The following is a 9635-nucleotide window of genomic DNA, read 5'->3' on the forward strand; positions in this document are numbered from 1 at the left end:
TGGCGACTTCTACGAGCACGTCTCGGGCCATCGGCATGGCCTGGCGGACGGCCCGGGGGAGGGCGCGGTCGTGCGCATGGGTCATAGGGACCTCCTCTCGTCGGGGTCGGTGAGGATGAGCGCGGTCTGGCCGCACTCGGCGCACTCGACCAGGGCGCGGACCGGATCGAGCCTGAGAACGTTCAGGGTGTGGCAGGTGGCGCAGCGAAGGCCGTCGAGGAAGTGGGCGAGTGTCATGCGGCCTGCCCGTGGTAGGCGACCATGGCGCGGATGTCGGTGTCGGAGACGTAGGCGGCGCGGACCCGGATCGGTTCGGGTGAGGTCTCCAGCCGCATGTAGGCGACGCCTGCGCCCAGTTCCGGGACGGGTGAGATGTAGTCGGCGAGTGCGCCTCGATCGCGTGCGCCGTCGCCGAGGACCATGTCCACCTGTTCGGACTCATCGAGCCTGAGCGCGATCTTGTCGGGGAACAGGTTGCGGATGTTCATGACCTCCTTGCGCGGGTCCTGGAGCGCGGCCATGACGCCGACACCGACCGAGCGGCCTTGGGTGGCGAGCGTGGCCAGGGCAGCGGAGATGCGCTGCCGGAGTTGCCGGTCGGGCTGGTAGGCGGTCAGGAACGCCACCTCATCCACGAGGACCAGGACGAACGGGTCCTCGACGGTAGGAGTGTGAGAGCGCTGGATACCGGCGAAGCGGGTCGCCCGCTTCTGCATCACGCTGACGGCCTCGTCGAGCAGGTCAGCGCAGTCGGACGGATCGGCGGCGTAGCGGCCCTCGAACAGCTCCCGCCCGAAGGACAGCTCCATCAGCTTGGGATCCAGAGCCCAGACCTGGGCCAGACCCGCCCGCATCGCGGGGAGCAAGCCGCGGATGGTATCCCACAGGAAGGAGCCCTTGCCTGCCCCGGTCGCGCCCGCGATCAGGATATGGGTGCCGTGCACCTTGAGCCGGAGCGGTCGGCCGTCCTCCTGCTTACCGATCTCCACCGGTCCGACCGATGGCTCGTCCGGGATGGGAAGAGCGGGCATCGGTGAGGCCAACGGATCGCTTCGCGGGAAGGTCAGCAGCAGCCGGCCACCCTTGACGAGCGCGACCCGGCAGGAGGTGGTGCCGAAGCCGTGGGCGAGGTTGTCGATGCGGTCGGACCAGTCCTTGACCGCCTGACCGCCGAGCATCCGGACGGTGATGCGGTCGGCCCAGCCGTCGCAGGTGACGCGCATCAGACGCGGCATGTAGACGCGTCCGTTGACGCGCTTGGCCAGGCCGGAGACGTCCATGACGCCGTGCCAGTGTCGCCGGTAGACCGACATCAGCCGCCACCAGGCCAGCAGCCGGAAGCCGACGAGGTGGGAGAAGGAGTCGGGCTCAGTGAAGGCCCAGGCGAGCAGGGACATGACGACGAAGCCGAGCGTGGATGCCGCAGCAGGCCAGCCGTACCAGGTCCAGACGACTCCCAGGGCGACCGGCACGGCGACCGCGACCGGATGCCGCCACGTCGTGCGGACGAGGGCTGACAGGAAGCGCCAGCCGTAGATGAGGAAGGTGATGATGGCGGGTGTCTTGAGCACGGCCGGTTGGAAGACGACGGCCGTATCGGGCGTGGTGGAGACGAGGTTGCGCGCCTCGTCGCCAGGCAGCCGCTTGAACATAAGCTGGGTACCTCTCGTGATTGAGCAAGTCGTGGGAGAACCGAGGGGCCGCCGGAAGTTGCCGCTTCCAGCGGCCCCGCTTCGTGTCAGGCCGCCGTGTCGGTGGCGTCCTGGGCCGACTCTTCGGTGTGCAGCAGTTCGCAGTCGGCCAGGTAGCGAGCGGCGGCGTTGAAGATCTCCCGGGCGATGTTCAGGTCGGCGTCGGTGACCGGCCCGGCCCCGGTGGTGGAGATGTGCACGCTGGCCTCGTGGGAGGCGAACTCCAGGTACGGGCGCGGGTTGCTGACCAGCAGTCCGGCGCGGATCTGCAGGCGCGGCGTGTGGAAGGAGACACCGACGTGCGGGTCGGAGTCGGGCCGCATGGACAAGGTGACGTAGGTGTAGGGCCGGTGCTCGCTCACGCCGCCACCCCGCGTCGGTCGGGCAGGCCGTAGAAGCTGCGTTCCACGGAGCGGGCGAAGCGGTGGGCCTCGCGGGCGAGCTGGCGCGCGAACTCCAGGTCGTCTGCCGTCACTGGGCCGTTCGTGGTGACCAGGACGGAGGTGGCGCCGAAGTCGAGCGCCAGGACGGGCTCACGGCGGGTGAACGGGTGGTTGAGCGTGCGGGCGGCGTTTCCGGTGGTCAGCCGGATCACGCTGTTGCGCGGGGTACGGCGACGGGTCATCAGGCGGCGTCCTTTCCGGCCTTGGCCTGGGTGGGCTGGGTGGTCTGGCGGGGAGGGTGCATCTCCTGGACCTTGATGGAGTAGGCGAGGCGTCCGGCGGCGTTGACGTACGGCGTGACCGTGACGCCGTCGAACTCGACGGGCGTGAACGGCAGCCCCGGCATCGGCTGCGGCGGCACCGGCTGAACCGGCGCGAGGATCTTGACCGCCACCGTCTTCTGGGCGGGCTTGAGGGTCGGGTCACCGTCCATGACCGCGACCTGCCAGACCAGCTCTGCGGTCTGCTTGTCGCGGGCCTGCACGAAGCGACCGTTGGCGGAGGCGTCGAAGTCCTTGACGGGCTCGACCTCGCCGACGATGTAGCAGCCGTGCGGGAAGACCATGGCGAAGGTGACGGGGATGGGGCCTTGCAGAGCCATAAGGCTTGTTCCTCTCTTGACTGACAGGCACTTAACCTATCAAGTGATGCTCTGAGATTACGTAGCTCAAACTTGCTAGGTCAAGTGCCTAAGAGAAAATTCGGCGCGGAATCGTGAACCGCTCGTGCTTCATTCGCCACATAAACGGACGAAATAGTCGAAATCGTGGAGGCGACAGATACGGAATCGAGCAACGCCAGCGGCATGATCCTTGGCCTGCTGGCGATGATCTGGTTCATCGGCGTTCCGCTGTGCCTCTGGCAGGCATTCGCTGCCGCCCTCGCGGGATATGTCGAACGCGATCGAGACGGCATGAACGCATGGTTGACCGCAGCAGCAGTGATCTTCACTGTCACGCCTATCCTCGCCACCGGCATCTGCGTCTTCACTGGCAGAGTCGTGCGCGCTTGGATCTTCGGTCTCGTCGCAGCGGCGTGCGTGCTTTTCATCTTTGCGGGCCTGTACAGGGACGCCCGCCAGGCGGAGCTTCGCGGTCCTCCGCCACCTCTGCCGTCCAACTACTGCGCCGAGTACAGCGGCGGAGACAGCGACTGCCCCGGCGGATGAGCGTCGCCTCAGGCGATCGGGTAGGCGTCTTCCAGCTCGTGCCGGTCGGCGGGCAGCAGCAACTCTACGACGGCCAAAGGCCGGCCGGAGGCATCCCGTACCGCACCGAAGACGGCCAGAAGTGGCTGATTCTTAGGCATGGCGAGCTGCTTGGCCTCGTCGGCGGAGGGCATGCGAGCGGTGATCTGCTCCACGATGTGATCGAAACGCACACCCTTGCGCACCTGGAGATGCTCGCGGAAGCCCTGCCGCAACGGCTCGCCGCTGGTCAGATCCGTCCCCTCGGACAGTTCCAAAGGCAGCCATAGCGACACCAGCTCAGTCGGCTCGCCCTCGCGCGTGATCAATCGTCGCCGAACGAACGCCTTACTCTTGGGCTGCACGTCGAGCAGCACGCCGACCCGATTCGGTACGGCGACCGCGCCCACTTCGACGACCTCACCCGTGGAGCCGGTCTCCGGCTTGGTCAGGTACGCCTGTCCCGGACGCTTCTGCTCAACGGAGGCCATCGCCGGACGGCCGCGCACAAATCGTCCCTTGCCCTGCTGGGACTCGATCCAGCCCTGCTCACGCAGCACGCGAAGGGCGGCGACCACGGTGGGACGGGAGACGCTGAACTCTTGAATGAGCTGGTTCTCGCTGGGGAGGAGCGTGCCCGGTGGGTAGTCTCCCGCCTCGATGCGCCTCTGGAGAGTCTGCACAAGCTGCGCATACTTAGGCGGCACGGACTCTAGCGACATCTTGACCGTCCAACAGCCGACAGGTTGTTTTACCAAGTTTGAGACTATCTGGCGATCCGCAACCTGTCCACGTTGTTGTGACAAGCGGGAGCCGTACACAGAGAATCCGGCAGGCAGCGCAGTGGCCGGGCGGGGGAAGGTCGCCGCGGGGCGCCACCACTGCAACTGCCTGCCGGGAGGCGCGACGAGACAAGGCGGCGGCGTCCCTACCCCCTCCGACAGGGAACGCGCTCGTCTCGCCGCGCCGGTCATCACCTGGCGATGTACTCAGCCAGGAGCTTCGCCGCGCCCTCCGGATCGCGGGTGGGGTGCCGCTGCTCGGCGGTCTGCCAGGAGTAATAGGCCCCGCCGAACCCGACGAACACCCACACCGGCATCCCCGGCTCACGCTTGTGCACCATGAGCGCGGTGTTGTTGTCCCGCAGTTCGGCGTTGACGCCGAGGTTCGTGAGCTGGTCGCGCAGCCGGACGAGCATGTCGCCCTCTTCCTGGTTCGGCGGGAAGCCGTTGGCCACCGCCTGGATGATCGAGTTCATTTCCCGTTCCCTTCGGCCTGGCCGCCTCCGAGGCAGTCGAGACACTCCCGCTCCTCACTAGGGCTCTGATCTGTGTCGCAGTCGCCAATGAGGAGCGCACGGCGCGAGTCGCGCAGCTTGATCCCGCGTCCCCGGCAGCCGGGGCAGGGCGACGTCTTGCTTGTCTCGTCTGGCCGGATCACCGTCGCCATCTCCTCGTTCATCCGGCGTTCCCTGTGGCGGGAGGCCGCGTGACGTACCGTGGTTGCTTGATGACAAGTCCACCGGCAACCGAGTCTGAGCAGGACCCCTGAACGGCCCCCTCATTTCCCCTTTCGAGCCCCCAGCCGGGAGGAAGACCCGAAGATGCCCGACTACATCCCAAACGTTCGCCTCCGCGCTTGGCGCAACCAGGAGCAGCTCTCTCGCGTTCAGATGGCCGACAAGATCAACGCCACACCCATTGGCGTTGCCGAAAGATTGACCTGTGACGAGGAGCGCGTACGACGCTGGGAGGCTGGCGAGGTTCGATGGCCGCGCACGCCCTACCGGTTGGCGCTGACCCAACTGACCGGGCTGGAGCCAGAAGCGCTCGGGTTCTCCCAGACCAAGCAGACCGGCAGCAGTCTGATCGAGGCCCGCGTTATCCCCGCCGATGCCCTTCGAGCCGAGGCTGACCTGTACGGGACTATGGAGCTCGCCCAGCAACTACAGGCATCCGATGTCGGGGCCGGAACCCTGGAGGCTCTTGCGGAGGCCGTTGATCTCCTGTGCCGCGCCTATCCCGTCGTGCCCGCAGGCACGCTACGCGACCGCACGCAGAAGCGTCTGGCGCAGATCAACCACCTGCTTGCCGGACGCCTCACTTTGGACCAGCATCGCGAATTGCTCGTGATCACCGGTTGGCTCACTGCTCTACTGGGCTGTGTTCACTACGACTTGGGCGAGAGGGAAGAGGCCGAAACGGCCCGACGCGCCGCCTTCGAGATGGGCCGCCAGGTCGGGCACGGCGAACTCATGGGCTGGGCACACGAAATGTCAGCCTGGTTCGCCCTCGTCGAAGGCCGCTACGAAGACGTGGTCACCGCCGCCCGGATGGGCCAAGCCGTGGCCGGCACCAGCAGCGCCATGGTCCAACTCACCCTCCAAGAAGCCCGTGGCCTGGCCCGCATCGGAGACCGCCGCGAAGCCGACCGTGCCCTCACTCGCGGAGCCGAAGTTTTGGGTGGCCTGCCCATGCCAAGCCACCCAGATCACCACTTCGTCTTTGACCACGCCAAGTGGGTCTTCTACGCCGCAACCTGCTACACCTGGCTTGCTGACGACGATCGCGCCGAAGAACATGCTCGCGAAACCATTCAGATGCATACTCGCCCAGATGGCACCTCCAACGCCCCCATGCGAGTCGCCGACGCACATATCGATCTCGGCATCGTCCATGTCAGACGCGGTGACCTTGACGCGGCCGTTGATGAAGGCATGGCCGCATTCGACATTGATCGACGCTCTCTCACTGACCTCGTGAACCGCGCTGGAGACCTCGATCGCGTCCTACGGCAGCGTTATCGACGGGAAGCGCTCGCTGAAGAATTCCATGATCGATTCGTGATGGCTCGGCGAGCTCTTACCAGCCGTCGCCCGGAACTCCTCGACTGATGCCGCTAGCTCGGCCATTCCGAAAGGCCGTATACCTGAAGTGCTGCCGATGTTGCTGCGGATACATCCCGGTCTCGGAAAGCTTTCGCCAGACGGTCACGAGATGCAGCTGTAAGTTTCTCCGGAGGTGGGACTGGGATGCGTCGCAAGTACTGAGCTTGGAACCGTAGAGTCCGCCCACGCATCTTGACCGCGTAAGCGTCCACGAATGCCTCAGCAACCTTAGAGAGTAGGAGTCCTCCCAGAACCTCTAGATCCCAGACATTTGAGGTTAGGAAGTAGAGGTTGTGATGGGGGTAGCACCCCTCGCGATCTAGGACAGGATGACTGCTGAGCTTCATGTCGGGGAAGAGTAGTTTCGACTGCTCCGCTAGCCCGGTTTCGACTTTGTCGATCGTTTTGTACCATTTGACAGGATTCTTTTGGGCGATATATCTACGCTTAAGAGCGGCGGAGTGAACGGTGAAGTACCGTTTGAGTCGGGGGAATTCATCCAGATCAATGAGTTGTCCGTTTGCATCCCACGGATTGATCAAGTAATGGCCGGACCAAGTTAGTTCGCCGGTCACCGTGTCCCTCACCATGGATAGGCGCAATAGCCTATCTGGCTCTACTGCTTGAGGATCGTTGGTGATGAAGACTCGGTCCGCCCCTGTCGCTATACCGATCCCAACACGAACGCCTGATTCCTTTTGGCCAAGCGGAATGAATCGCTTTGTTAGATCTTCGAGAAGAGCCAGACGTGCTGGGGATCCAGAAGGCCACAAGTCGTCTCCTGGAAACCAGTGCGGAAGCCGAGCTGCTTCGTAGGTCGATGACTGCCTAGCATCGTCATCATGCTTATGTACGATCCAGGATGTTAGTTCGCGCGCGGCAGATTTTCCGAAAGCTTGTGTCGTATCAGCTGCAACGGCTCGGCCTTGCGGTCCTTTTGTGATAATTGTGATGGCTGGATATGCTGCTACTTGTTCTTCGAAGGCGTCTGCATCGTGCATAGTGATGCAGGTGTCAAGTGAGAAACTGTCAGCCACCAGCTTGCGTAGCTCGCGGCCGTACTGGTTGCGCATCCAACGGTCAGCGCATATAAACCCGAGACGCCCGCCTTCAGAGAGCGAGCGCAGTCCTGCTTCGAAGAAGCCGACGTAGATATCCGAGCGGCCAACCATCGTTCGGTAGAGAGCTCGGTAGAAGTCCATTCGAGCTGTCGGTACATCCTCCAGTCGGATGTAAGGAGGATTGCCAACAACGAAGTCTGCCTTCGGAAGCCCGTGAGCTTGCTCAAGCAGGTAGTCGCCACGTCGAACCCATGTGGATGCTACCTTGGCGGACTCTTCAAGATCCCAGTCTTTGTCCTGGAGGGTACGCTCTACAAGCGTTCGAGCTCTCGTGACGTTCCTCGGCAGCAGATCGTATGCAGCGACCGCGTCGGCAGCGTCAAGGATGCTGCGTTCATGTGCTCGACAAGACTCGCTCACCCGCTCGGCGATCGCGGCGAGGAAGGCCCCAGCTCCGCAAGCGGGTTCCGTCAGGCGCAGCCCCGCTAGATCTCTATCGGGCGTGTAACCGACGAGGTCAAGGATGGTGTCGACCACCCATCGCCGAGTGAACACTTCTCCGTGTACCACGGCGTCGTCAGGAATCTCCGCCAAGGCGGCTGACGGGATGGACTGCGGAAACAGAGTCGGAACGTTCACGGGTGCCACCTTACGGGGGTGTAGTGATCATTGGGGCGAGTGGCCATGCTGATGCCTCAGGGGACAGCCCAGGCCGAGAGCGATCGCAACCAAGGCTTTGCTTGGGCTTGATCGTGAGATGGACAGCGGTACTCTTGATCGCATTCGGGACCCATCGAGGCGGGCCGAGGGGAGCACCACGGGTGCATGCAGAACAGATCGACAAGGCGCTTGATGTCTTCTGGACGAATCGCGACAAGAAGAGCGTCCAGGCTAATCTTCACATGAAGGGTTTTGAAGACCTTGTGCGGCAAGAGCTGATCGATGCTGGGATTCCGTCGAAATGCATCTTCACCGGCAAGCCGTACCTGCCTGGATATTATCGGGCACGCAAGCAGTGGGACTTAGTCGTTATCTATGAAGGCATCCTAGTAGCGGCGATTGAGTTCAAGTCGCAGATAGGTAGCGTATCAAAGAATATCAACAACAGATTTGAGGAAGCTCTCGGTACCGCCACCGATACGCGTGCCGCACAGGACTTCAACGAGGCATTCGGGCCTGTTGCTCCGTGGATGGGATATGTCTTCATTCTCAAGGAAGACGCGGAGACGATCCAAAAAGACCGTGAAACACATGCTAAGTTCGATGTGGATCAAGAATACGTTGGTATGTCCTACGAGGACCGCTATCAGGAAATGATTCGCCGTTTCCTGCTGCGCAAGGTATACGACGCTGGATGGTTTGTAACGACCACATATATTGATGGTGTCCGCACGCACAAGGAGCCGTTAAGTCTGGCTAGTTATGCTGTATTCGCAGTAGCCCTCAAAGGGCAAGTCCAGCTAGTCCAGGCTTTCCTTGAAGACCGCCGGGCCAAGCAATCGAAGGACGATACGAGTCGCAACGGACACGCTGCCGAATTGTTCTGATAGGGATCAAGCGGCGGCGCGGCGCGCCGCCGTACTTCCGGCCCTACGCCCGCCCGCCGTCCGGGCGTGCGGCCTGGGGGCCGGTCCCGGACGGCGGCGGGACACCGGGCCGGGCACCGCACGCCGGCCACGCCGTTCTCACCGAACGCGCCGACCGGCATTGCCACGCCACCGCCCACTCTGAGCATCAACCCGGCATCATGCGTCAACGCCGATGGCCCGACCGGAAACGGTTTGCCGAGAAGTGATCTCGCCTTCAGGATCTCCCCATGAGCGATGAACTGGACGAACTGGACGACCTCGTCCTCCAGGGGCAGAGGATCCGAGGCATCAAGCTCATCAAGGACACCTTCGAATGCAGCCTTCACGAGGCTCTCGACTACTACGTAGAGCGGTATCGCAAGCTACGCCTGACACGTCCCGACGACTTCACCGAGAGCCACGAGGAGTACTGGGATGGCTTCTACTCGTGATGGACCCCGGGCCTTCGACAGAGCATTCCGACTCGAGATGATCGACGCGCTGTACTTGCCGAACGCTCAGCGAGGGTTGCCGCGCCATCGTACAGATGCAGCCCTTACGATCGCCACGGCATGGTTGACCGCCGGAGATTGCTGGGGGCGATCGACGATCCGTGCTTCGTTCCTCAGCACGGCTCACCGGAGAGCGTGGTTGCGGTCTGCTACCGCCCTTGGGTGGGCACCGGCTGGGCGGGAGGCGCTTCATTCATGATCCGGAACATGTGCGGAATGATCTTTGAGCTGAGCATCATGCCGCACGCCTGCGCAGCACGTCAGAGGGCGTAGTGAGTCGGAATGAG

General features: G+C 63.3%; 12 protein-coding genes. 4 read left to right on the plus strand and 8 right to left on the minus strand.

Features of this window, described 5'->3' with window-relative positions:
* Positions 1–81: 81 nt before the first annotated feature.
* From ACFPZ3_RS58580 to ACFPZ3_RS58600, 5 genes are all read right to left on the minus strand, one after another.
* Complete coding sequence (locus ACFPZ3_RS58580; protein ID WP_379523134.1) at positions 82–237, minus strand: hypothetical protein; 156 nt, start codon at positions 235–237, stop codon at positions 82–84.
* Positions 234–1652: an FtsK/SpoIIIE domain-containing protein gene (locus ACFPZ3_RS58585; RefSeq protein WP_379523135.1), complete on the minus strand. Its 1419-nt coding sequence runs from the start codon at positions 1650–1652 to the stop codon at positions 234–236. Before ACFPZ3_RS58585 ends, ACFPZ3_RS58580 begins: the two co-directional genes overlap by 4 nt.
* An 86-nt stretch (positions 1653–1738) precedes the next feature.
* Positions 1739–2053: a hypothetical protein gene (locus ACFPZ3_RS58590; RefSeq protein WP_379523136.1), complete on the minus strand. Its 315-nt coding sequence runs from the start codon at positions 2051–2053 to the stop codon at positions 1739–1741.
* Positions 2050–2316: a hypothetical protein gene (locus tag ACFPZ3_RS58595; protein WP_379523137.1), complete on the minus strand. Its 267-nt coding sequence runs from the start codon at positions 2314–2316 to the stop codon at positions 2050–2052. Before ACFPZ3_RS58595 ends, ACFPZ3_RS58590 begins: the two co-directional genes overlap by 4 nt.
* Positions 2316–2735, minus strand: coding sequence for a plasmid replication, integration and excision activator (locus ACFPZ3_RS58600; RefSeq protein WP_379523138.1), 420 nt, complete (start codon positions 2733–2735; stop codon positions 2316–2318). The genes ACFPZ3_RS58595 and ACFPZ3_RS58600 overlap by 1 nt, the downstream gene beginning before the upstream one ends.
* A 165-nt stretch (positions 2736–2900) precedes the next feature.
* Here ACFPZ3_RS58600 and ACFPZ3_RS58605 point away from each other — a divergent pair, with 165 nt between their 5' ends.
* Entirely contained in the window at positions 2901–3302 is a 402-nt protein-coding gene (locus ACFPZ3_RS58605; protein WP_379523139.1) for a hypothetical protein, read from the plus strand.
* Positions 3303–3310: 8 nt separating this feature from the next.
* Here the strand turns inward: ACFPZ3_RS58605 and ACFPZ3_RS58610 are convergent, their stop codons facing one another.
* Positions 3311–4042 carry a GntR family transcriptional regulator gene (locus ACFPZ3_RS58610; RefSeq protein WP_379523140.1) on the minus strand — a complete coding sequence of 244 codons (732 nt, stop codon included), beginning with the start codon at positions 4040–4042 and terminating at the stop codon, positions 3311–3313.
* Between the two features lie 251 nt (positions 4043–4293).
* A complete protein-coding gene (locus ACFPZ3_RS58615; protein WP_379523141.1) occupies positions 4294–4578 on the minus strand; it encodes a hypothetical protein in 285 nt (94 codons plus the stop codon).
* Between the two features lie 345 nt (positions 4579–4923).
* Between ACFPZ3_RS58615 and ACFPZ3_RS58620 the strand changes: the two genes are divergently transcribed.
* The gene (locus ACFPZ3_RS58620; RefSeq protein ID WP_379523142.1) at positions 4924–6213 is read left to right on the plus strand and encodes a hypothetical protein; all 1290 of its coding nucleotides are present in this window, start codon (positions 4924–4926) and stop codon (positions 6211–6213) included.
* Positions 6214–6218: 5 nt separating this feature from the next.
* On the opposite strand, the gene ACFPZ3_RS58625 is transcribed toward ACFPZ3_RS58620, so the two are convergent.
* A complete protein-coding gene (locus ACFPZ3_RS58625; protein ID WP_379523143.1) occupies positions 6219–7907 on the minus strand; it encodes an Eco57I restriction-modification methylase domain-containing protein in 1689 nt (562 codons plus the stop codon).
* Between the two features lie 182 nt (positions 7908–8089).
* Here ACFPZ3_RS58625 and ACFPZ3_RS58630 point away from each other — a divergent pair, with 182 nt between their 5' ends.
* Positions 8090–8815 carry a PaeR7I family type II restriction endonuclease gene (locus ACFPZ3_RS58630; protein WP_379523144.1) on the plus strand — a complete coding sequence of 242 codons (726 nt, stop codon included), beginning with the start codon at positions 8090–8092 and terminating at the stop codon, positions 8813–8815.
* A gap of 269 nt (positions 8816–9084) precedes the next feature.
* Positions 9085–9288 (plus strand): hypothetical protein, encoded by a 204-nt coding sequence (locus ACFPZ3_RS58635; protein ID WP_379523145.1) that lies wholly within the window; start codon positions 9085–9087, stop codon positions 9286–9288.
* Positions 9289–9635: the final 347 nt, after the last annotated feature.

Source organism: Nonomuraea insulae (assembly GCF_042656245.1).